The organism is Pseudoalteromonas sp. Scap06, from assembly GCF_013394165.1.
Classification (GTDB): domain Bacteria; phylum Pseudomonadota; class Gammaproteobacteria; order Enterobacterales; family Alteromonadaceae; genus Pseudoalteromonas.
This window is the reverse complement of record NZ_CP041330.1, coordinates 2917520-2940738: the sequence shown is the minus strand read 5'-3', so window position 1 is coordinate 2940738 and position 23219 is coordinate 2917520. Positions and strand designations below refer to the sequence as shown.

Annotated in this window: 19 protein-coding genes; 5 read left to right on the top strand and 14 right to left on the bottom strand. The window is 41.3% G+C overall.

Features of this window, described 5'->3' with window-relative positions:
- Positions 1 to 61 precede the first annotated feature (61 nt).
- Entirely contained in the window at positions 62 to 985 is a 924-nt protein-coding gene (locus FLM47_RS13580; RefSeq protein ID WP_178956642.1) for a histone deacetylase family protein, read from the top strand.
- On the opposite strand, the gene FLM47_RS13575 is transcribed toward FLM47_RS13580, so the two are convergent.
- On the bottom strand, positions 965 to 1264 hold the full coding sequence (locus tag FLM47_RS13575) for a DUF4144 family protein (protein ID WP_178956641.1): 300 nt from the start codon (positions 1262 to 1264) through the stop codon (positions 965 to 967). The two genes, FLM47_RS13580 and FLM47_RS13575, sit on opposite strands and share 21 nt — an antisense overlap.
- A gap of 76 nt (positions 1265 to 1340) precedes the next feature.
- Here FLM47_RS13575 and FLM47_RS13570 point away from each other — a divergent pair, with 76 nt between their 5' ends.
- Positions 1341 to 3869, top strand: coding sequence for an EAL domain-containing protein (locus FLM47_RS13570; protein ID WP_178956640.1), 2529 nt, complete (start codon positions 1341 to 1343; stop codon positions 3867 to 3869).
- Here the strand turns inward: FLM47_RS13570 and FLM47_RS13565 are convergent.
- The 13 genes from FLM47_RS13565 to rsmD all read right to left on the bottom strand — a co-directional run bounded on the left by FLM47_RS13565 (position 3842) and on the right by rsmD (position 19187).
- Positions 3842 to 4657 (bottom strand): DUF2797 domain-containing protein, encoded by an 816-nt coding sequence (locus FLM47_RS13565; protein ID WP_138606552.1) that lies wholly within the window; start codon positions 4655 to 4657, stop codon positions 3842 to 3844. The genes FLM47_RS13570 and FLM47_RS13565 overlap by 28 nt on opposite strands.
- A 21-nt stretch (positions 4658 to 4678) precedes the next feature.
- The gene (locus FLM47_RS13560) at positions 4679 to 7219 is read right to left on the bottom strand and encodes an EAL domain-containing protein (protein ID WP_178956639.1); all 2541 of its coding nucleotides are present in this window, start codon (positions 7217 to 7219) and stop codon (positions 4679 to 4681) included.
- Positions 7220 to 7312: 93 nt separating this feature from the next.
- Positions 7313 to 8596 carry a phosphoribosylamine--glycine ligase gene (purD, locus tag FLM47_RS13555; RefSeq protein ID WP_178956638.1) on the bottom strand — a complete coding sequence of 428 codons (1284 nt, stop codon included), beginning with the start codon at positions 8594 to 8596 and terminating at the stop codon, positions 7313 to 7315.
- Between the two features lie 14 nt (positions 8597 to 8610).
- Complete coding sequence (locus tag FLM47_RS13550) at positions 8611 to 9429, bottom strand: class I SAM-dependent methyltransferase (RefSeq protein ID WP_075169883.1); 819 nt, start codon at positions 9427 to 9429, stop codon at positions 8611 to 8613.
- Between the two features lie 109 nt (positions 9430 to 9538).
- On the bottom strand, positions 9539 to 11125 hold the full coding sequence (purH, locus tag FLM47_RS13545) for a bifunctional phosphoribosylaminoimidazolecarboxamide formyltransferase/IMP cyclohydrolase (protein WP_178956637.1): 1587 nt from the start codon (positions 11123 to 11125) through the stop codon (positions 9539 to 9541).
- A gap of 235 nt (positions 11126 to 11360) precedes the next feature.
- Complete coding sequence (gene fis, locus FLM47_RS13540; protein ID WP_002957804.1) at positions 11361 to 11651, bottom strand: DNA-binding transcriptional regulator Fis; 291 nt, start codon at positions 11649 to 11651, stop codon at positions 11361 to 11363.
- 19 nt (positions 11652 to 11670) lie between these two features.
- Positions 11671 to 12642, bottom strand: coding sequence for a tRNA dihydrouridine synthase DusB (gene dusB / locus FLM47_RS13535; RefSeq protein WP_010391792.1), 972 nt, complete (start codon positions 12640 to 12642; stop codon positions 11671 to 11673).
- A 281-nt stretch (positions 12643 to 12923) separates the two neighbouring features.
- Positions 12924 to 13805 (bottom strand): 50S ribosomal protein L11 methyltransferase, encoded by an 882-nt coding sequence (prmA, locus tag FLM47_RS13530; RefSeq protein ID WP_054202602.1) that lies wholly within the window; start codon positions 13803 to 13805, stop codon positions 12924 to 12926.
- Between the two features lie 71 nt (positions 13806 to 13876).
- Entirely contained in the window at positions 13877 to 15718 is a 1842-nt protein-coding gene (rpoD, locus tag FLM47_RS13525; protein ID WP_010391796.1) for an RNA polymerase sigma factor RpoD, read from the bottom strand.
- 124 nt (positions 15719 to 15842) lie between these two features.
- Complete coding sequence (dnaG, locus tag FLM47_RS13520; protein ID WP_178956636.1) at positions 15843 to 17594, bottom strand: DNA primase; 1752 nt, start codon at positions 17592 to 17594, stop codon at positions 15843 to 15845.
- 160 nt (positions 17595 to 17754) lie between these two features.
- Positions 17755 to 18201, bottom strand: coding sequence for a GatB/YqeY domain-containing protein (locus FLM47_RS13515; RefSeq protein ID WP_178956635.1), 447 nt, complete (start codon positions 18199 to 18201; stop codon positions 17755 to 17757).
- A 19-nt stretch (positions 18202 to 18220) separates the two neighbouring features.
- Positions 18221 to 18436 (bottom strand): 30S ribosomal protein S21, encoded by a 216-nt coding sequence (gene rpsU, locus FLM47_RS13510; RefSeq protein ID WP_002957797.1) that lies wholly within the window; start codon positions 18434 to 18436, stop codon positions 18221 to 18223.
- 145 nt (positions 18437 to 18581) lie between these two features.
- A complete protein-coding gene (rsmD, locus tag FLM47_RS13505) occupies positions 18582 to 19187 on the bottom strand; it encodes a 16S rRNA (guanine(966)-N(2))-methyltransferase RsmD (protein ID WP_178956634.1) in 606 nt (201 codons plus the stop codon).
- Positions 19188 to 19392: 205 nt separating this feature from the next.
- Here rsmD and ftsY point away from each other — a divergent pair, with 205 nt between their 5' ends.
- The 3 genes from ftsY (at position 19393) to ftsX (ending at position 23120) form a co-directional block, all read left to right on the top strand.
- The gene (gene ftsY, locus FLM47_RS13500) at positions 19393 to 21366 is read left to right on the top strand and encodes a signal recognition particle-docking protein FtsY (RefSeq protein WP_178956633.1); all 1974 of its coding nucleotides are present in this window, start codon (positions 19393 to 19395) and stop codon (positions 21364 to 21366) included.
- Between the two features lie 93 nt (positions 21367 to 21459).
- On the top strand, positions 21460 to 22137 hold the full coding sequence (ftsE, locus tag FLM47_RS13495) for a cell division ATP-binding protein FtsE (protein ID WP_138571115.1): 678 nt from the start codon (positions 21460 to 21462) through the stop codon (positions 22135 to 22137).
- Positions 22134 to 23120 carry a permease-like cell division protein FtsX gene (ftsX, locus tag FLM47_RS13490; protein ID WP_138571116.1) on the top strand — a complete coding sequence of 329 codons (987 nt, stop codon included), beginning with the start codon at positions 22134 to 22136 and terminating at the stop codon, positions 23118 to 23120. Before ftsE ends, ftsX begins: the two co-directional genes overlap by 4 nt.
- The last annotated feature ends 99 nt before the right edge of the window (positions 23121 to 23219 follow it).

Below are 23219 nucleotides of genomic sequence, written 5' to 3'. Positions count from 1 at the left end.
GCAAAGCCACCCTAAGGTGGCTTTGTTATACTCGTCAAGCAACTTATCTTTGGAGTTAGCTATGCGCACTGCGATTATTTCTCACCCCCACTGTCGTAAACATAAAATGATTGACGATCATCCAGAGTGCCCTGAGCGTTTGGATGCGATAAACGACCGTTTACTTGCAAGTGGACTGGATGTCGCTATTGAGCAAAAACAATCGCCTAAGGCCTCACGTCAGCACTATTTATTGGCGCATAGTGAACAACACATTAATCATGTAGAAAGTATGATCCCAACCGAAGGGCTTAGCGATTTGGACGGTGATACTTGGTTGTGCCCTGATTCATTGAAAGCAATTGAACGCGCCGTAGGGGCAGGGTTACTCGCTGTCGATGAGATTTTAGAGGGTAAGTTGGATGCCGCGTTTTGCTCAGTACGCCCGCCAGGGCATCACGCTAATCGCGACAGCTCCTCAGGCTTTTGTGTGTTTAACAACCTTGCGATTGCGGTTAAATATGCACAAAGCAAAGGGGTTAAACGTATTGCCATTATCGATTTTGATGTACACCATGGCAATGGCACCCAAGATATTTTTATGGATGATGAAAATGTGTTGCTGTGCTCGTTATTTCAATATCCATTTTATCCAAATACTGCCATTAAAAATAACGCCACGTTGGTAAATTCACCTTTGCCTATTGCTAGTGATGGTACTGATTTAAAGGTACTTTATGAGCAACAATGGCTACCAAGATTAACAGAATTTAAGCCTGAGCTACTTTTTATAAGCGCTGGATTTGACGCGCACCTTGAAGATGATATGGCCAGTTTAAAGTTTGTTGAAAGTGATTATATATGGCTCACTGAGCAATTAGCGCAATTTAGCCAACAACATGATTGCTTAGGAATTATCTCTTACCTAGAGGGGGGATACTCACTGTCTGCCCTCGGGCGCAGCGCGATTGCACACGTTAAAGCCTTAGTTGATTTCGGCGAGTAACCTAAATGCCTGTTCAGGAGTAAGCTGCTCTATTTTACTGAGGCAACATTGCCCTTCTTTTGCTAAATATTCCTTTACCAATTGCGCTAATTGTATTGCACTGAGTGCATTATGCGCATCGCCATTTAAACCTTGATAGCCACTTACTTTATCTAAAATAACCACGTTTTGCTGCTCATGCTGGTCCATAGTATAAATAAAATCATGTAACTCATCGGCATGCTCTAATAGCTCAATCTCATTATTATAAATAATAATTAATGGGTAACTGATGCTCATATATTGTCCTAAATCAAATTGTTATTTACTGAATAATTTATAATCGTGCATTGGTTTAATTTTGGAAGTAAAAGCAATGCCCCACACTAGCCGCTATCAAAAAGTATGCGATGTTTTTACCAATAAGGTGATCGCCTGTACTAAGGATACCCCTTTAATTGAAGCGGTGAAACTAATGCGTGCGCACAATGTTAGCGCTATTTTTGTTAAACATCAGCAGCAAATAGTGGGGGTGTGGACTGAAACTGATTGCTTAACGCTTAACTTTTCTGATCAGACTCTTAGACAAGTAATGATTGAAAAGGTAATGTCGAGTCCGGTATTGAGTGTACCCAGGCAGCAATTATTAACCGATACCGCCATGGTGTTTAATAAGCATGGCGTAAGACACTTACTGGTAACAGATGCGAATGATAACCCAAGCGGGGTGATTAGTATTACTGATATTGTGAGTAATCAAGGATTAGAGCATTACCTGCAATTTAGACCGATAAACGAGCAATATAATAAAAATATTAGGGTAGTCCCCAGCTCATTAGCAATTAATGACGCGGTTAACTTAATGCGCGAATACGCTGAAAAAGTGATTTTAGTCTTTAATGAAGATGAAAATGCCCATGGCATTATTACCCAACGTGATTTACTAAAGCTCATCACCGAGCAGCATAACCATCTTGTTTGTTGGGATTTAGCGAGCCGTCCTTTGTATAAAATAAGCCCTCAAGACAGCCTTTTTGATGCTTACAGGTTGATGTCGGAAAGTAATATTCGGCATTTAGTAGTAAGCGAAAATAATCAAATAAACGGTGTATTATCGCTTGAAAACCTAATTAATGAAATTGAAACTGCGTATTGCTGCGAGCTTGAAAAGGTACTTCAGCAGCGAGATATTGCACTGCAGCACTCACAGCGTAATTTATTCTTAGCCAATAAAATTATCGACTCCTCCCTAGATGGCATCATGATCACCGACTCGAATGGAGTGATTATGCAAGTAAACCCTGCATTTACTCATTTAACCGGTTACAAAGAATATGAGGTGATAGGTAAGCGGCCTAATATGTTGAGCTCAGGGCGTCATGATAAAAACTTTTACATAAAAATGTGGGACTCACTGACTAAAACTGGGGTATGGCAGGGGGAAATTCATAATCGTAAAAAATCTGGCGATATTTATATTGAGTGGCTCAGTATTATAGAAATAAAAGAGCCAAGTCATAGTGATGTTATATACGCTGCTATTTTTAGTGACATAACAGAGCGAAAGAGTGCAGAAGAAAAAGTAGTGCAGCTAGCATATTTTGATGAACTAACCGGTTTACCTAATCGGCGCTTATTTAACGATAGGCTCTCTATGGCACTGGCCTCTGCTCACAGAGATAAACAAATGCTAGCGGTAATGTTTATTGACCTTGACCGTTTTAAAGAGGTAAATGACAGCTTGGGCCATAACGCCGGTGATACCTTATTAAAATTAGTCTCTGAGCGCATTATTAACACCCTTAATGAGGGGGATACACTGGCACGATTAGGGGGAGATGAGTTTATTGTTTTGTGTGAGGTTGAAAGCGTAGCAGCTGTTATCAGACTTGCAGAGGGTATTTTAAATCACTTAAATACCCCCTTTAAATTGGAAGGATTTGAAGTGGGTGTTACCGCCTCTATAGGTGCAGCGGTTTATCCAGATGATGGCTTAGACAGTGAAACATTATTAAAGCATGCTGATATTGCCATGTATCGCTCAAAAGATGTGGGGCGTAATTCGTTTCAGTTGTTTCAACCCTCAATGAATGCCCGCTCCCTTGAGCGCTTAGCGATGATGAGCCGCTTTCAACATGCGCTTGAAAATGATGAGTTTGAGCTTTATTTTCAGCCTAAACAGTGTTTAAAAACAGGGGCGATTATGGGGGCTGAAGCACTACTGCGTTGGCAAGACCCTGATTTAGGCACTATTTCGCCAGCTCAGTTTATCCCGCTTGCTGAAGAGTTAGGTTTAGTTGTTCGTCTCGATTTATGGGTTATTAACCAAGCCGGTAAGGAGTTAACTCTTTGGCAAGCACAAGGAATGAATCCCGGACGTTTAGCGATTAATGTATCTGCTTGCCACCTAAGCCAAGGTAAGCTAGCTGATAACATTAAGGCCATGCTTACTCGCTATCAATTACCTGGGAGTTTACTTGAAATAGAGCTGACTGAAAGTAGCTTTATAGGTTCTTTTTCACAGGCAAAAGAACAGTTACAACAGCTTAAAATGTTAGGTGTACATATTGCGCTTGATGATTTTGGCACGGGGTATTCGGCATTAAGCTATTTAACCAAACTGCCCTTTAACACGTTAAAAATTGATGCCAGTTTTATTGCTAAAATTCCTGATGAATACGGCAATAGCCAAATTGTAGCGGCTATTATAGCCATGGCGACAAGTTTAGGGTTAGATGTGGTTGCTGAGGGAGTTGAGCATGCCTCGCAAGAGACACACTTAGCAACAATAGGCTGCAATATTATTCAGGGTTACCATTATTGCTATCCATTAACACGACAGCAATGGATAGCATTTTATAACCAAGCAGCAAAAGGTTATTCTGAGTCTACGCTCACTTCATAAGAGGTGAATTTTCGAATATTAATCACACCGGTATCAAAAATTAAGTACTGACCTTTTATACCTTGTAAAATACCGCTAACAACAGGGTTTTTATCAAAGTTAAATGAGCTAATTTTAGTTGGGTATTCACTAACTGGAAAATCAAGGTTTACTACGTCTTCATCAAGTTGTTCAATGGCGGTTGCGCCAAACAGCTCACTCAGCTCTGTAAGCTTTTCGCTTATTTGTGGAATAAGTTCAGCGGCCGCGGCTTTTAAATCAAGCGTGTCGTTTTGCCCTTTAAGCATATTACGCCAATTAGTTTTATCAGCAATAAACTGTGCCAGCGCTACTTCAACTAAGCCCGATTGCAAACGAGTCTGCACTTTAAAAATAGGTAAAGCTTGGGTTGCCCCTTGGTCAATCCAACGGGTAGGAATTTGTGTATGGCGAGTAATACCTACTTTTAATCCTGAGGTATTTGCTAGGTAAACATAATGCGGGATCATGCAATTTTCTTCGCCCCACTCTGGCTCGCGGCAGGTGCCTTGGTCGTAATGGCAGGTTTCCGGTTTCATGATACACATATCGCAACTGGCAAGTTTGCGCATACATACAAAGCAATGCCCCTGAGAGTAGCTCTTTTTGGTTTTTTTACCACAGTTAGAGCACAAAATTGTGCCACTAAAAGTAAGGGTCAGCTGTTTGCCAATTAAGGCATTTAAATCAACCAGCTGCTCACCTACAGGTAGATGATATTGAACTGGCTCTGTTAAGCTCGACTTTAATTTACGCAGTGTACCTTGCATCTTTTCTTGGCCCCAAAGATGTTAAAAAGGGGAGTTTAACATTTTTAGGCTGTATTGGCTTTTTAAGAAGTCTAAATAATTATCATAAGAGAGTGCTTTGGCATACAGGTAGCCTTGAGTACGGTCGGCGTTCATAGCTGTAAGTAGCTGATGAACCTCTTGAGTCTCTACGCCCTCAATCGTGATAGTTAGGCCCAGATTATGTGCCATATCTATGGCTGTTTGCACAATAACCTGATGCGCACGGTTATCAGTTAAATCAAACACGAATGACTTATCTACTTTAAGTTCGCTAAAGTGATAGTTAACCAAGTAGCTAAGCGATGAATAACCAGTGCCAAAGTCGTCGAGTACCACTTTAACGCCCAAGGTGGCAAGCTCCTCAACCAAGGTGACTAATGCATCTTGGTTTTCGACAAAAGCAGATTCAGTCAGTTCAAACTTTAATAAGTGAGGGGCAACTTGATATTTAATTAAAATATTCTCTACTTTTTCAGTCAAATTAGTAATGGCTAGATTTTTTGCACTTAAATTAATACTAATACTATGATTGCTTATGTCATCGGATGCCAGCTTTGCAATGTCTTTACAGGCTTGTTCAATAACCCAAATTGTTAATTCATTAATAATACCAGTGTGTTCGGCGAGTATAATTAGCTTTTCTATCGAAATATTTTTAAAGTCAGCATCTGGCCAGCGTAGTAGGGCTTCCGCGCCGTGTATACTGCACTCCTCTAAGCTCACTTGTGGTTGATAATAAAGTGCAAGTTGATCCTCTCTTATCGCTTGCTGTAGCTTGGCTGCAAGAGCAACGTCCATGGTAAAGTTGTCATGCGCAAGTGATGAGCTTACTTTGCTTAGGTTATGTTTAGCGTCGTGTAATGCTAAATAGCCTCGTTTTAACCAAAACTCAAAATCATCACGTTTACCGTAACCACTAATGCCAACACTGTAATTAAGTTGTAAGTCTAGACCTTTAATTTGATATGTTTTTGGTAACTTATTTAAGATCTGTTTGAGTAATTCTTCGAACGTGTGCTGACTCTGTTTTTTAGTAGAAATGCAGGCAAATACGCCACTGCCCAAATCAGCAATTTTAGCTGGCTGATTAATACCATTGTTGAGATGAAAAAACTCTCGTTCAAAGCTTAATTTGCATTCAAGCTCGTGAGCAACATGCTTAATTAGCTCATATCCTTGCGAAGAGGTAATAATGGTATTTAGCGAGTTAAAATGACGTATTTTCACCAAACATAAAGTGGTAGAGCGCTGCTGCGCCTTGAGTGCCATAAAGGCATATTTTAGCTTGGCGCTATTGAGTAGCTTGGTTTGTTGGGTATGTGTTGCATGATAAAGAACTTGCTCACGCTGGTAACGAATCCGATCAGCAAGTGCCATTGCCATTAGGACAATTTCACACAAAATGGCAACTAAAAATGCATGGCGTATTGAAAAACTATAGGAAATAACACCTGTGAGCTCTAGAGGTTGGATAGCTGCGCCAATGATCAGTGGTACCCACGAAAATACGTAAAACTTAGCCCAACGAAAACCACTTCTTAATTTGTTATAAATTAAAATGAAGCAGACAATATATTGCGATCCTAGAATTACAAAAAATATCGGCGCAGCTATGTTTTCGGGAATGAAAAAGCTCAATATACCGAGAACTAGCATCAGCCTTAATAAGCCGATGCTTAGTTTATAACGCCAGCAGCCGTCTTTGTGATAACGCAAAAATAGTGTACAAAAGGCGAGGGTAAAAATCGCCATGGTGTAGTTGACCACAATGACTTTTTCGTGAATAAATAATTGCCATTCAAGCGGCCATAAGTAAAAACCAAATCCGAGCACGGTTCCCATTAATGCAATAGCGCTAATAATGTAGCCAATATAAACCAAGTAAACACGCTCTTTAATACCAAAATAGAGCAATAAGTTGTACAGCGAAGCCATTAGTAGTACGCCAGCAAAAATACCCCAAATGCCTGTTTGAGAGCGCACTAAGTCAACAAATACAGTATGGCGATATAAGTGAATTGGGGTTTTACTAATCCCCACGGTATCTATTTTTATGACTAATTGTTGTTTAGATTGGCCATCAAGCTTAAAACGGATATGGGGAACGCTGTACTTAAATAAAGTAAGGCGCGGCTCTTTATCACCAAGCTTATAAGTTTCGAGTAGCTGGTTATTACTATTGAGCCTATATATAGTGAGGTGATCCACCATAGGATTATCAAAGTGCGCCACCACATCTTCTTCTTTGCTGCTTTTGTTTTCTAAATCAAGGCGTAACCAATAATTTTGCTGTTGAAAACTCCAAGGAATATCGTTAAATTCTTGCTCTGTAAATTGCGCTTTATTACTCATTACTTCTGCGAAGTTTTGTGTTTTACTCTTGTCTATGTAATATGCATGATCGAGGTAAACAGGAGTTATTTTATCTATGGTATAGCGAGATGGCATCACAAAGTTTGTTGCCAATGTGCTGATAATAAAAAAGATAAAAATTAGTATTACGACCGCTATCGCATGATAGCGCAAGGTTTTAAATTCCAATATTAACCTGTGCCCTGATTGTTTTTTTATAGTGTAGCAGTAAAAAGCGCAGATAATCTGCGCTTATAAAGTTTAATGAGTAAAACTCAATAATTATTTTTCACGAGCAATTGCACGATAGGCTATATCTGTACGGTATTCCATGCCGTCCCAGCTGATTTCATCAACCAGTTTATAGGCACGTTGTTGCGCTTCGGTAACGGTATTACCTAGTGCCGTTGCACATAATACTCTACCACCGGCAGTTACTACGTTATCGCCATCTTGCTTAGTCCCTGCGTGAAAAACTTTTTCGCCTTCAGGGTAAGTTACTTTCAGGCCACTAATCGCATCGCCTTTCGGGTAGCTATCTGGGTAGCCTTTGGCAGCTAAAACAACACCTACAGCAGCGCGTGAATCAAACTCAATGGTAGTTTTATCAAGCTCTACACGGTTAGCAGCTTCAATCAGCTCAACTAAATCTGATTGCAAACGTAGCATCATAGGTTGTGTTTCAGGGTCGCCAAAACGACAGTTATATTCAATTACTTTTGGTGTGCCGGTGTCATCTATCATTAAGCCTGCATATAAAAAGCCAGTGTACGGGTGGCCTTCGCTAGCCATACCTTCTACCGTAGGGTAAATCACTTCATTCATAATGCGTTGATGAATTTCATCAGTCACTACCGGTGCCGGAGAATAAGCGCCCATACCGCCAGTATTTGGGCCAGCATCGCCATTGTAAGCACGTTTATGATCTTGGCTAGTTGCAAATGGCAGTACGTTTTCACCATCAACCATTACGATAAACGACGCTTCTTCACCTTCTAAAAACTCTTCGATGACAACGCGGCTGCCAGCTTCACCAAAGGCATTACCCGCAAGCATATCGCGAATGGCTTCTTCAGCCTCGTGCTCGTTCATGGCTACAATCACGCCTTTACCGGCCGCTAAACCATCAGCTTTTATAACAATCGGTGCGCCTTTCTCTTTTAAATAGGCAAGCGCAGGGTCGATTTGTTCAAACGTTTGGTAATCAGCAGTTGGGATAGCATGACGTGCTAAAAAGTCTTTAGTGAACGATTTAGACCCTTCAAGCTGGGCTGCACCGGCGGTTGGACCAAAAATAGCTAAGCCGTGTTCACGAAACTTATCAACAACACCTAATACTAGCGGCACTTCTGGACCAACAATGGTTAGCTCAACATTATTTTGTTGTGCAAAGCTAAGTAGCCCATCAAGATCTTCAACGTTAATTGCTACGTTCTCAAGTTTTGGCTCAAGGGCTGTGCCCGCATTACCTGGAGCAACATAAACAGTGTTTACTTTTGTATTTTGAGCGGCCTTAAACGCAAGTGCGTGTTCGCGGCCGCCGCTGCCAATGACTAATACATTCATGGCGAATATCCTATTTAAAGCGGTTTTTTAAATTTCAGCGTCATACGGTCGCTTTCACCTATGGCTTTATATTTAGCGGCATCTTGCTCGCCAAGTCTAAGGCTCGGTGGAAGGGTCCATACCCCTTTAGGGTGATCGGCTGTATCAAGAGGGTTTGCATTAATATCGCTTTTTGCTTCAAGTTCAAAACCTGCTTGTTCAGCAAGTGCAATAACCACACTCTGCTTCATATAACCTGATGACTTTTGCATTTCATCGGCTTGCTCTTCGGGTAGGCGATGTTCAACTACGCCTAAAGTGCCGCCAGGCTTAAGTGCTGTATAAAAAGACTTAAATGCATTGCTTGCTGCGTCTTTGTCTTTACTCATGAACCAGTTATGGACATTACGAAAAGTAAGTACCATATCGGCGCTACTTGCAGGGGCAATATCTAAATGAGTAGAAGGAGCAAACTCAGTAAGTTTAACGTCACTAAAGCGGGCATCTTCAGCGATTTTAGCTTTAAAGCCAGCAAGAGAACGTTGGTAGTAACCTACCGATGAATCAGCAGGAAAATGCGCGGCATAATAGGTGCCTTGCTCTTTTAATGCTGGCGCTAAAATTTCACTATACCAACCACCGCCAGGCGCAATTTCTACAACAGTCATTGTTGGTTTAAAGCCAAAAAACTCGAGGGTTTCTACAGGATTGCGGTATTGGTCGCGTTCACTGCTGCGCTCGCTTGCTTTAACTGCATTTGTTAATGCTGAGTCGTGGCCATGGTTGTGTGCTAATGCCATTGTTGAACTTAATGACAGCGTGGCAACCAGTAGAGATTTTAGTGCAAATTTCATCGTCTAATCCTTCACATTATAATTGTTAGTCATGGTTATAGAATAAGCAGAATACGTGAATTTGATGCAAACAAAAAGAGCTAACTGAAGCAGTTAGCTCTTTAAGCGATTAATGGCGGAAATGGCGCATACCCGTAAACACCATTGCCATACCAGCTTCATCAGCTGCGGCAATTACTTCTTCATCGCGCATTGAACCACCCGGTTGAATAACCGCGGTAATACCTGCTGCGGCTGCAGCATCAATGCCATCACGGAATGGGAAAAATGCATCTGATGCCATAACTGAGCCTTTAACTTCAAGGTTTTCATCAGCGGCTTTAATACCGGCAATTTTAGCTGAGTAAACGCGGCTCATTTGGCCTGCACCAACACCAATAGTCATACCGTCGCGGGCATAAACAATGGCGTTTGATTTAACAAATTTAGCCACTTTCCAGCAGAACAGTAAGTCTTTAAGTTCTTGCTCAGAAGGCTGGCGCTTAGAGACAACCGTTAAGTCGCCTTGCGTTACCATACCTAAATCACGGTCTTGAATTAGAACGCCGCCATTAACGCGTTTAATGTCATGGCCTGTGCCTTTAGCAGAGAACTCACCACACTCTAATAAACGCACGTTTTGTTTAGCTGATACTATTTGAGCGGCTTCTGCACTCACGCTTGGTGCGATAATAACTTCAACAAATTGACGTTCAACAATCGCTTGTGCGGTGTTGGCATCAAGCTCTTGGTTAAAAGCAATGATGCCGCCAAACGCTGACGTTGGATCTGTTTTAAAAGCGCGATCGTACGCTTCTAAGATATTGTCGCCAATTGAAACACCACATGGATTAGCATGTTTTACAATAACACACGCAGGTACATCAAATTCTTTAACACACTCAAGTGCGGCATCGGTATCGGCAATATTGTTAAACGATAATGCTTTACCTTGTAGCTGAGTCGCTGTCGCCACAGACGCTTCAGTGATGTCGTTTTCAACATAAAACGCGGCATCTTGATGCGAATTTTCACCGTAACGCATATCTTGCTTTTTAGTGAATTGCATATTAATAGTACGTGGGAACTTAGTATCTTCAGCGGCTTCTTCTGTGTAATCAGGAACCATTTTACCGAAGTAGTTAGCAATCATACCATCGTATTGCGCTGTGTGCTCATAGGCGGCAATAGCTAAATCAAAGCGGGTTTTGTAGGTGGTTGAGGCGTTATTATTTTGCATTTCGCTGATAACACGGTCGTAGTCGCTTGCGTTAACAACAATCGTCACATCTTTGTGATTTTTAGCTGCTGCACGCACCATGGTTGGGCCACCAATATCGATGTTTTCAATAGCATCTTCAAGGCTGCAGTTTTCTTGAGCGACAGTGTTCGCAAAGGGGTATAAGTTAACTACAACGATGTCGATAGCAGCAATGTTGTTATCTGCCATTACGTCTTCATCTTGGCCACGACGAGCAAGGATACCGCCATGAATTTTTGGGTGAAGGGTTTTTACGCGACCATCCATGATCTCAGGGTGACCGGTGTGATCTGATACTTCGGTAACTTTAATCGCATTATCAGCAAGTAGTTTACAAGTGCCGCCAGTTGAAAGTATTTCAACACCTTGTGCTTCTAGTGCACGGGCAAATTCAACAATACCGGTTTTGTCTGACACACTCAAAAGTGCGCGACGTATAGGACGATGTGTATCCATTGTAGTTTGATTTCCTCAGTTAATGAGCTAGCTTAGAAGCGCGTATTTTAACTGATTACGACTCAAAAAACGACTTATAACGACCCATAAAGCGTGAGCATTTTGCAATTTCGTTAATAAATGTTGCATATAAAAAAAGCACCCTAAGGTGCTTTTTTAAGAGTGTTTTATAAAACACTCAGTGTATTGAATCAGCAAGCGCGGTAAAGCAATTACGGCATCAATACCTTAGGTATTAGTTCATACCGTATTTTTTAAGCTTTTTACGTAAAGTACCACGGTTGATACCTAGTAGAATTGCCGCACGAGTTTGGTTACCACGTGTGTAAGTCATTACTTCTTCAAGCAATGGCGCTTCTAGCTCAGAAAGAACAAGGTCGTAAACGTCTTGCACATCTTGACCGTTAAGCTGTTTTAAGTAGTGGTGAACAGCTTTTTTTACTGCATCACGCAATGGCTGCGGTTTCTCGTGTGACTGAACATGAGGGTTTGTGATAAATGGAGAAGTCACGTTTTGTTCGAACATTATAAAGTCTCTTTCTTTCTTAGTTAGCTGCTAGTGTTTTAAAGTATTGCTCTAATGCGACGACCTGTTCCTCGGAATTGTCGAGCGCATTAAATACTCGCCTAAACTGACCGTCACTGTCATGGGTTTGCAAATACCAAGATACATGTTTGCGAGCGATTCGTGCTCCCATTGGCTCACCGTAAAACATATGGAGGTTGGTTAAATGCTCCATTAAAATACTGCGCACCTCTGCAATAGCAGGTGGCTGCATATGTTCACCAGTTCGCAAATAGTGGTCTATCTCCCTAAATATCCAAGGGCGACCTTGGGCGGCTCGACCAATCATGATGGCATCTGCACCCGTATAGTCCAAAACCTGCTTTGCTTTTTCAGGTGATGTAATATCACCATTAGCAACCACAGGTATCGACACTGAACGTTTTATATCCCTAATTGTGGCGTACTCAGCATCACCTTTGTACATACATGCGCGCGTGCGCCCATGTACAGCCAGTGATGCAATGCCATAACGTTCAGCTATTCTTGCAATCTCTACACCATTACGGTTGTCCTGATCCCATCCAGTACGGATTTTAAGTGTTACAGGTATATCAACCGCATTAACGACGGCATCAATAATCTCTTCCACGAGTTCTGGAAACTGTAATAAGGCTGAGCCTGCAAGTTTCTTGTTCACTTTTTTTGCTGGGCACCCCATATTGATATCTATGATCTGTGCACCGTTTGCAACATTGAATTGTGCGGCCTGTGCCATAAGCTCAGGGTCTGCTCCTGCAATTTGCACCGCACGTATACCCGACTCACCAGAATGATCCATTCGGTTCATCGACTTTTCGGTTTTCCAAACCTTCGGATTAGACGACAGCATTTCAGACACAGCAAGGCCAGCGCCTAAACGACGACATAACTGTCTAAATGGTCTGTCTGTTATGCCCGCCATAGGCGCGACAATGACATTATTCTCAAGTTGGTATGAACCGATACGCACGATATTCAATAGGCCTCTTTTCAAGGGGCGCTAAGTTTACGGCTTTTTGCGCAAAAATCAAAGGCTATAAATTGAACAAAAGTGACTTTTTTTTGCTCTTTTCGTATTGACATTTGATAACCGTATGACGAAGCGGTTTATTTGTGTGAATTTTGAACGGTCGTTGTTTTTATAATAAAAAATCTTTATTTTTTATTATGTAAAAAAATAGTAAAGCCTGTTAAATACAGGCTCTAGAAACGACTTTTGAGTTAATACTCTAAACTTTTAAAAACGCACTATTATGCTTTTTTAATGCCACTGACTCGGGTCCAGTCGCCTTCAATGGCAATCTCATCAAGTTCAATAAAGGGCGCATATATATCGGCAACCGATTTTGCTTGCTCTTCTAAAATGCCCGACATGGCAATTTTACCGCCTGGTTTTAATAAGCCTAAAATCACACTATGAAGCTCACGCAGAGGTTGCGCTAAAATATTTGCCACAACAATATCGGCTGTAAATTCAGGTTGGTTTTCTGGTAGATAAACTTCAAGCTTGTCAGCAACGCCATTACGGTTAGCGTTATCTAAGCTTGCTTCTAGCGCTTGCGGGTCAATGTCTATTCCTATCATGCGCTCTGCACCTAGTTTAATTGCTGCAATGCCTAATATGCCTGAACCACAACCAAAATCGACTACCGTTTTGCCGCTTAAGTCTTGGCTTTCAAGCCACTTTAAACACAGCGCGGTAGTGGCGTGCGTGCCAGTACCAAATGCAAGGCCTGGATCAAGTAGCACATTGACTGCGTCTGGATCTGGAATATCGCGCCAGCTAGGGCAAATCCATAGTTTTTCGCCAAATTGAATAGGGTGGAAGTTATCCATCCACTCACGTTCCCAATCTTTGTCTTCGAGTTGCTCGATTTTGTAAACTAAATTGTCTTTGAGCTCATCATGGCGCTTTAATAACGCAACCACGGCGTTCATATCGTGATTAGCTTCGAACAGACCAATTACTGTGGTATCAGCCCAAAAAACGACTGTGCCAATTTTGGGTTCGTAAATAGGGGTGTCTTTAGCATCAATAAAAGTAACAGAAGCACTACCAGCTTCCATTAATAAGTCACTAACTGCATCTGCGGTTGCAGCATTGGCATTGATACGGATTTGGATCCAAGCCATGTTTATTTCCTTGAAATAGAAAAAAGGCCGCTACAGCGGCCTTTTGAGTTAACTCATAATGTAACGCTAGATTATTTAGCGTCTAAAAAGCTTTTCAGTAAATCAGAGCGAGAAGGGTGACGTAATTTACGTAGTGCCTTCGCTTCAATTTGACGAATACGCTCACGTGTTACATCAAACTGCTTACCTACTTCTTCTAACGTGTGGTCGGTATTCATATCAATACCAAAACGCATACGTAGTACTTTCGCTTCACGGGCAGTTAAGCCAGCGAGCACATCGTTAGTTGCGCCACGAAGAGACTCCATTGTTGCCGAATCGATAGGCGAATCAATAGTAGTATCTTCAATGAAGTCGCCTAAGTGCGAATCTTCATCATCACCAATTGGTGTTTCCATTGAAATTGGCTCTTTTGCAATCTTAAGTACCTTACGGATTTTATCCTCAGGCATCATCATGCGTTCAGCTAATTCTTCTGGATTTGGCTCACGACCCATTTCTTGTAACATTTGACGTGAAATACGGTTCAATTTATTGATCGTTTCAATCATATGTACTGGAATACGGATCGTTCTTGCTTGGTCAGCAATAGAGCGAGTAATTGCTTGGCGAATCCACCACGTAGCATAAGTAGAGAACTTATAACCACGACGGTATTCAAACTTATCAACCGCTTTCATCAAACCAATATTACCTTCTTGAATTAAATCCAAGAACTGTAAGCCACGGTTGGTGTATTTTTTAGCGATTGAAATTACCAGACGTAAGTTCGCTTCTACCATCTCTTTTTTAGCACGGCGCGCTTTCGCTTCACCAATACTCATGCGACGGTTTATATCTTTAATACGTTCAATGCTTAAGCCAGTGCTTTCTTCCATTGAAGAAAGTTTGCTAATACAGCGAAGTATTTCAGGCTTCACTTCTTCAAGTTTAGCTGAATGCTTTTCGTTAGCTGCAATTTCAATATCAAGCCATGCTGTGTCAGTTTCGTTGTTTGCAAAGTGCTTAACAAAGGTTTTCTTTGGAAGCTTTGAAACTTGTACTGCATGCTTCATGATAAGACGTTCTTGAACGCGAACTCGGTCCATCATTTCACGCATGTTATTAACCATGCGGTCAAATTGTTTAGGCACAAGTTTAAAGGTTCTGAACAACTCACCAATTTCTAAAATAGCGGCTTGAGATTCTGGATGAGAGCGACCTTTCTTATCGAATGTTTCACGTGCTTTAGTGTATAAATCACGTAAGTTTTCGAAATGGATGCGCGCTTCTTCAGGATCTGGACCTGTATCTACTTCTTCTTCGTCTTCATCATCGCTGTCATCATCATCGTCGCTGTCATCAAGCTGTTTTTCGCTTAATTCAGAACCAATGTTAGTGGCAGCAATTGGTGGTGCTTCGTCTGCATCAGGATCGAAAAAGCCAGAGATAATGTCGCTAAGGCGCATCTCTTCTGCTTCAAATTTATCCCACTGTTCAAGTAGGTAAGTGATCGCTTCTGGGTATTCAGCAACCGAAATCTGTACTTGGTTAATGCCTTCTTCAATACGTTTAGCGATAACAATTTCGCCTTCACGGGTAAGAAGTTCAACAGTACCCATTTCACGCATATACATGCGAACAGGGTCTGTTGTACGGCCGATTTCTTTTTCTACAGTAGCAAGGGCTGCAGCGGCAGCTTCCGCTGCGTCTTCGTCTGTCGTGGTTTCTTGCATCATTAATTCATCAGCATCAGGCGCGTTTTCGCTAACCTTGATACCCATGTCATTAATCATGCTAATGATATCTTCTACTTGATCTGAGTCGATAATATCTTGTGGAAGGTGATCATTAACTTCTGCAAAAGTTAAATAACCTTGCTCTTTACCTTTTTGAATCAGAAGTTTTAATTGTGACTGAGGAGTTGGATCCATAGAGATTGTTTCTTCCACTCTGATAAGTTGATACAACAGGCGCCATCATGGAGTTTGCTCAAAGGCTAACCAGAATAATGTGACGCAGTGAATAGCACAGTATAACAGCCTAAATCAAATCTGACTAGCTGTTCGTTGCTTTTAACGCTGTCATTAGCAAATGACATTCTAGTCGTTCATCGCTATTTAAGCCCTGTGTCTTGTCTTTTATTAATAGGGTCTCTAGTCGATAATTTAAACACTGATCTTCAATAAATTTAAAAGTATTTTGAAAAACAGTCTCTAAACGCTCTTCATTTATTTGATGTTGCCATGTAGCCAACTTAGTTAGTGGCTCATAGTCATCAGTGTCTCTAAATGATTCGAGAATTTGTGCAGTGGTAATACCATCTTTTTGTAACGCTTGATGTTGTAGGCGTAATAACAAGCCGATTCCTGCAATATTCATTTGTGCTAAATCAGGCAAGTAGGGCACGCTTTTTGCCAAATTAGGGTGCTGAACTAAAATGCCTATCGCTTGGCGCATCGGTGTAATTTTAAATTTACGTTCAATTGCCTGCTGCTGTTTTGGTGTTTTTAAGTGATTATTGAGTTGCTCACGGGTGCGACCAATTAATCTGCCAAGTTGCTCCAAGATATTTTCTTGATAGAACTCACTTGGGATTTTTTCAATTAATGGCAGTGCTGCACTGAGTAACTTAGCCTTACCGGAATCGAGCGTTAAATCAATCTCTTTACTTAGTTTATTAAACAGCACTTTAGTGAAGTCATCGGCGTTTTCTAGGCGCTGCTCAAAAGCCTCTTTACCTTCTTGTTGAACGAGTGAATCAGGGTCTTCACCATCGGGTAAAAATACAAAATGCAGTGCTTTGCCATCGTTTAAGTAAGGAAGTGCATTTTCCAGTGCACGCCACGCGGCATCTTTACCTGCACGGTCACCGTCGTAGCAACAAATAACTTTGTCAGTGGTTCTAAATAAGGTGTGCATATGCTCGCTGGTTGTCGCTGTGCCGAGTGCGGCAACTGCGTATTCTATTCCTTGTTCAGCCAGCGCAACGACGTCCATATAACCTTCGACTATAAGTATATGATCGAGTTTTTTGTGTGCTTGTTTTGCTTCATAAAGGCCATAAAGTTCAAAGCCTTTGTGGAATATTCGTGTTTCAGGAGAGTTTAAATATTTTGGCCCCTGATCTGCTTGCATTACACGGCCACCAAAAGCAATTACGCGACCGCGTTTATCACGAATAGGAAACATTAAACGATCACGGAAAAAATCGAATTGCTTACCTGGCGTTTTTTCAGATGCGAGCTTCAGCTCAACTAATTGCTCTTTTTGTTCTTGATTACGTCCAAGCTGTTGGCAGAGGCCTTCCCATTCGCTGGGCGCATAGCCCATCATAAACTTTTTAACTGTTGCGCCGCTTAAGCCGCGACCTTTTACATAGTCTATTACTGTTTCAGAATTACTATGATGTTTTAACTGGTGTTGATAAAAACGCGCTGCATGGAGCATTAAATCGTAGTCTGAACGTTTTTGTGCTGCGGTGCGTTCTGGGCCATTACTACTTCCTTGTTCGCGAGGAACATCTAGGTTAAGTAAACTGGCTAGCTCTTCAATTGCATCAACAAACTCAAGTTTGTCATATTCCATAACAAAAGAAATAGCATTGCCGTTAGCGCCACAGCCAAAGCAATGATAAAACTGTTTATCTTGCGATACAGTAAACGAAGGCGATTTTTCATTGTGAAAAGGACAGCAAGCTTGATAGTCTTTGCCCGCTTTTTTCAACCCTACCTTTGAGTCAATCAGGTCGACAATATCGGTTCGTGCCAATAAATCATCGATAAAGTTGCGTGGGATCTTTCCAGCCATTGTTTAAAGTACAGCCCTAAGGTAAATATAAAAGTGTTAAAAGCGAATTATAATACGCAGAGATTGGAACACAAATGCATATTTTTTTGAAGTGCTCTAAACGAAGAAACCGAGCTCAAGGCTCGGTTTACTTCAATCATACTTAATGTATGTGGGAGTATTAGGCAGTTAATCGTTGCTTAATTAAACCTGAGATTTTGCCCATATCGGCACGACCTTCGGCTTTGCTTTTGATTATACCCATTACTTTACCCATGTCTTGCATACCTGCTGCGTTAGTATCAGCAATAGCCGCGTCAATGAGAGCAATGATTTCTTCTTCACTCAATTGTTGAGGTAAAAAAGCTTCAAGTGCTGTAATCTCATTGGCTTCAATTTCAGCTAAATCATCACGCCCAGCATCTTTGTACTGAGTGTAAGAGTCGCGACGTTGTTTAACAAGCTTCACTATAACGGAGGTAATATCTGCGTCGTCTAGTGTTATTTGCTCGTCAATTTCACGTTGCTTGATTGCAGCAAGTACCATGCGAATAGGATTAAGACGTTGTTTGTCTTTAGCTCTCATCGCATCTTTTTGCGCATCTTTTAGCGTTATTAAAAGGCTCATTTATACAAGACCTAATATATTAGTATAATTTAACGCGACGAGCGTTATCACGAGAAAGTTTTTTCATGTGACGTTTAACAGCAGCTGCTTTTTTACGCTTACGCTCAGCTGTTGGTTTTTCATAGTGCTCGCGACGACGAACTTCTGAAAGGATACCTGCTTTTTCACATGAACGCTTGAAGCGACGAAGTGCTACGTCAAACGGTTCGTTCTCTCTTACTTTAATTACTGGCATTAAAAATTCACCTACCTAAATTATGAGCGTTGCTCAAGTTGATCAAACATTGATCAAGTGGTTCAAAAATGGTGCGGTATTGTAATCCGAAGCAACACCACATGTAAAGGATAATATTAACAGAAACCCGACCGCTAAAACAGTGTTAATTTATATACCGTTGGTATAGCCTGCAAAAAACTTGCCCAGCTTTTTTCTCTTTTATTAACAACCAGTTACTAGGTGCTTTAAACGAGCTTAACTCCGTTTCTACCTCAACGTATATCAGTGCGTCAGGGTCGAGCCATTGATTATTTTCTAATAAATCACAGCATGATTGGGCTAAATTTTTGCGAAATGGCGGGTCAATAAAAACTAAATTAAATGCCTCACTGGTGTTTTTGCTTTCAAGAAAGGTCAGGGTATTAGTATTGAGTACCTGTGCATTTTGCGCATTAAGGGTGGTAACATTTTGCGTTAGCTGTTTTGCTGCTAACGCATCAAGCTCTAAAAATGTGGTGTTTTTAGCAAAGCGAGATAGCGCTTCAAATCCTAAACCACCAGAGCCGGCAAAGCAATCGAGAGTGCGCGCATCGCGGGTGTCGTGCATTAACCAATTGAATACCGTTTCTTTTATTCTGTCGGTTGTAGGGCGCAAGCCTTGAACGTCTTTTACTGGCAGTTTACGACCGCGAAATTGGCCGCTAATGATTCTAATAAAGCCATCGGCTGATTTATGGGTGGTGTTATTTTGTGTGTTTTTTTTTCTCATTTAACTCACTAAAAATTGGTATCTATGATCTAGCTCAGATAATATTGCAATCATATCACGGCGTGTCATTTTTCAACTGCGCTAAAAGTGTTACTATTATGCACCCTCGAGGATAACGTGTTGCTAAAAAGCAATTATTTAGGCTTAAAAGCACGCTATCATTATCGTTAGTTTATCAGATTTTTATAAGTGGTTATTAGCAAGTATGGCAAAAAAAAGTAAATTCATGTCGTGGCTCGGTTTTGGCAAGTCAGATAAAAAACAAGCAGAAGCTGATAAACAACAAGCATTAGCAAACGAGCAGGCAGAAAAAGCCGAACAGGAGCGCTTAGCAGCAGAGAAGGCCGAGGCAGAGCGTTTGCAAGCTGAAGCCGAACGTTTAGAACAAGCCCGAATTGCAGCTGAACAAGCTGAAGCAGAACGTTTAGCGCAAGAGCAAGCTGAAAAAGCCGAACAACAAATAGCTGCCGAAAAAGCAGAGACAGAGCGTTTAGAGCAAGAAAAACAGGCGCAAGCACAACGCGCTGCGGCAGCAGAAAAACAAGCGATTGAACAAGCTAACGCTGAGCTATTGGCTAAACAACAGGCAGATGCCGAGCAGCAAAGACAAGAGCAAGCTCAACGTTTAGCAGAACAAGAAGCGCAAATGTTGTTAGAGCAAGAGCGTATAGCAGCTGAAAAAGCTGAGAATGATCGCCTAGAACAACAACGTATTGCGGCTGAACAAGCTGAGAATGAGCGTTTAGAGCAACAGCGCATTGAAGCAGAACAAGCTGAGAATGAGCGTTTAGAGCAACAGCGCATAGCAGCAGAACAAGCTGAGAATGAGCGTTTAGAGCAACAGCGTATTGGAGCAGAACAAGCTGAGAATGAGCGCTTAGAACAACAGCGTATTGCGGCTGAGCATGAGCGTTTAGAACAACAGCGTATTGCAACAGAACAAGCTGAAAACGAGCGCTTAGAACAACAGCGTATTGCTGCAGAGCAAGCTGAGAATGAGCGTTTAGAGCAACAGCGTATTGCAGCAGAGCAAGCTGAGAATGAGCGTTTAGAACAACAGCGTATTGCAGCAGAAAAAGCTGAGAATGAGCGTTTAGAGCAACAGCGTATTGCAGCAGAACAAGCAGAGAGTGAGCGTTTAGAACAACAGCGTATTGCAGCTGAAGAAGAGGCTGAACGCCTAGAGCAACAGCGACTGACCGCAGAGCTTGCAGAGGAAGAAGCAAAGAAAGCGGAAAAACCTAAAAAAGAAGGCTTTTTCTCTCGTCTCAAAAAAGGCTTACTTAAAACTCGAGTTAATATTGGCTCTGGTTTTTCGTCAATTTTTAGCGGTAAAAAAATTGACGACGAATTATTTGAAGAGCTAGAGACTCAGTTACTTACTGCTGATCTCGGTGTTGATACCACCATGAAGCTTATTGATAATTTAACTGATGCAGCCGATCGCAAGCAACTTAAAGATGGTGATGCGCTTTATGAGCTTATGAAACAAGAAATGGCAACTATGCTAAAAACAGCAGAGCAGCCTTTAGAAATACCAGCAGATAAAAAACCTTTTGTTATTTTAATGGTAGGGGTAAACGGCGTAGGTAAAACCACCACCATTGGTAAAATGGCCAAGCAATTCCAAAATCAAGGTAAGTCGGTCATGCTTGCTGCCGGTGATACTTTTAGAGCTGCAGCGGTAGAGCAGCTTCAAGTATGGGGTGAACGCAACAGCATTCCGGTAATAGCTCAACATACAGGTGCTGATAGTGCATCGGTAGTATTTGATGCTTTTCAAGCTGCAAAAGCACGTAATGTCGATGTGTTAATTGCTGATACAGCAGGGCGCTTGCAAAATAAAGATAACTTAATGCAAGAGCTTGAAAAAATAGCCCGTGTAATGAAAAAAGTAGACCCTGATGCACCTCATGAAGTGATGCTGACTATTGATGCTGGTACAGGCCAAAATGCAATTAGCCAAGTAAACTTATTTAATCAATGTGTAGGTTTAACAGGTATCACATTATCAAAGCTTGATGGTACTGCTAAAGGTGGGGTTATTTTTGCCGTTGCCGATAAGTTTAATATTCCTATTCGTTACATTGGCGTAGGTGAAAGTATTGATGATTTACGTACCTTCAAGAGCGATGACTTTATTGACGCGCTATTTAGTCAAGATGAGGACGACGCTTAATTTACCAAAAGGGAGCCTGCTCCCTTTTTAATTGCGAGGAATACCATTTTATTTTAGAGCCTAAGGCTAACAATAAATTGGCAATAATAAAAAATGATAAATTTTCAGCAAGTAAGTAAAACCTATGCCGGTGGACACCGTGCGCTTGAAAAAGTGAACTTTCATATAAAGCCTGGCGAATTGGCCTTTCTAACTGGTCACAGTGGGGCTGGTAAAAGTACACTATTAAAGCTTATTAGCTTAATGGAACGTCCTTCTGCAGGAAACGTGTTTATTAATGGCGTGGATTTAAATAAATTAAATTCCCGTCAAATTCCGTATGCACGTCGCGACATTGGTATTATTTTTCAAAATCATCGATTATTAGAGCGATATACGGTATTTGATAACGTTGCTTTGCCCTTAATTATTGAAGGGACTCACCACAAGCAAATTGCCAAACGTGTACATGGAGCGCTTGATAAAGTAGGCTTGTTAGATAAAGTGCGCTGTCACCCTTCTACACTTTCTGGTGGTGAACAACAACGAGTCGGGATTGCACGAGCCATCGTCAATTCGCCACCTATATTGCTAGCCGATGAACCTACCGGTAACTTAGACCCTGAATTATCAATGGAAATATTACGCCTGTTTGAAGACTTTAATAAACATGGCACCACGGTTTTAATTGCCACTCATGATTTGGGCTTAGTGTCACGGATGAAGTACCGCAGTTTAACGCTTCATGATGGACGAATGAGCCAAGATCCACTGGCTGAGGGGGGATTATGAGTTTACTGTTCAAAAGCCGTCAAAATAGTAATGATAAACAAAAAAAGTCAGTATTCTCTGGCGGTTACTTTTTTATTATTAATATTTTTCGCCAAGGTGTGTACAGCCTAGGAGAAATGTGGCGCACGCCATTGGCTTCAATGATGACCATTGCAGTACTCGGTTTGAGTTTAACCTTGCCCGCTACACTATATTTAGTGGTAAAAAATGTGCAGCAAGTGAGTAGTGGTTTTGAGCAAGCCAGCGAAATATCCTTGTTTGTAAAAGAAAATATGAGCGAGAAAGAAACGCAAACCTTAGTTAAACGCTTAGCGCTATATCCCGAAATACAAACTGTGACTTTTATTTCTCGCACTGAGGCTTTGGATGAGTTCAAAGAAATGTCTGGCTTTGGTCAGGCTTTAGAGTATTTAGATACCAACCCGTTACCGAATGTAGTTTTAGTCACACCAACACAACGACATAGCCAACCTAATGCAGCTAAGCAATTGCTTAAAAAACTTGAAGCCGAACGCGAAGTTGACTTTGGCAAGCTTGATATCGCTTGGCTTGAGCGCCTAAATGCATTACTAAGTTTGTTAAAAGAGAGTGTAATCACGATTGCGCTACTATTACTTACCTCAGTGACGCTAATTATAGGCAATACAATTCGTTTATCTATTATGGATAAAAAAGAAGAAATACAGGTGATGAAGCTAGTTGGGGCAACTAATACCTTTATACACGCTCCCTTTTTATGGACTGGCATTTGGTATGGTGTGATTGGCGGATTGTTTGCTTTTATATGCGTAGCATTAATGATGTGGTGGCTATCTGCTGCAGTAAGCAGTGTTGCAGGGGTGTATCAAACCAGTTTTACGCTAATAGGGCTTAGTCTTAATGAGTTTGGCGCGTTGGTATTACTTGCTACTAGTTTGGGTTTTATTGGTTCTTACTTATCGGTTAATCGTTACATCTCAGAAATAGAACCTGATAAGGTTTAGGGCTCTAATATAATTCTTAAAACTGTCATGTTTTAAGTTTAAAATAATAAAAAAGCCAAAGCAAAAAGGTTATTTTTGTTTTGGCTAAATCAATTCATA